This is a genomic window from Aminobacter sp. P4_D5, assembly GCF_056401815.1.
In genome coordinates this window covers 1-763 of sequence record NZ_JBFUIP010000613.1, presented here as the reverse complement: position 1 = coordinate 763, position 763 = coordinate 1, and the positions used below count along the sequence as shown (strand labels likewise).

General features: G+C 66.2%; 1 protein-coding gene. It reads left to right on the top strand.

Features of this window, described 5'->3' with window-relative positions; genetic code table 11:
• Window positions 1-763: polysaccharide deacetylase family protein (locus AC1DWF_RS33870; protein WP_476842869.1), on the top strand; the 763-nt coding region annotated here is incomplete at both ends.

The following is a 763-nucleotide window of genomic DNA, read 5'->3' as shown; positions in this document are numbered from 1 at the left end:
GGACGCGCTGGATGTCGCGGCGAAGGGGTATCTCGCCCGTCACGAGCCCATCACCGATCCCAAATGGCCCAACGGCGCCCGCATCGCGGTGAACCTCACCGCCGATTTCGACGCCATGCTGCTGCGCCGGCTCAAGAACGAGCCGCCCATGCAGCTCGCCAAGGGCGAGTTCGGCGGGCGCGTCGGCATCTGGCGGCTCGTCGAGCTGTTCGACAGCCACGGCATCAAGGGCACGATCTTCACGCCCGGCCGCATCTGCGAGCTTTATCAGCAGTCGCTGGCAGCCGTGGTGAAGAGCGGCCACGAGCTCACGGACCATATGTGGGAACACCACGTCCCCAAGGATCCGGAGCTGGAGCGCGACCATCTCACGCGCTCCACCGAGGCGCTGGCCAAGATCGCCGGCTATCGCGGCGTCGGCACGCGAAGCGGGCACAGCCCAAAGCTCCTGCGCGAGCTCGGCTACATCTACCGTTCCAGCGGCTCGGCGAGCCACATGCCGCATTACGTGCGCGATGCCGACGGGCCGGAGGTGCTCATCAACCTGCCGTTCCACTACGCCATCGACGACGCGATGTTCTATTCCTTCGCCTGGCTGGGCACGCCCACCTCCGCTCAGCGCATCAGCGATCCCGAGCGCGTGATGGACATGTGGTGGGAAGCCTTCCTGCAGCAGCACGCGACAGGCAAGGGCTACCTCAACATCTGCATGCACCCCTTCGTCTCCGGCCGTGCCCTGCGGACGCTGATGATGGACAAGCTC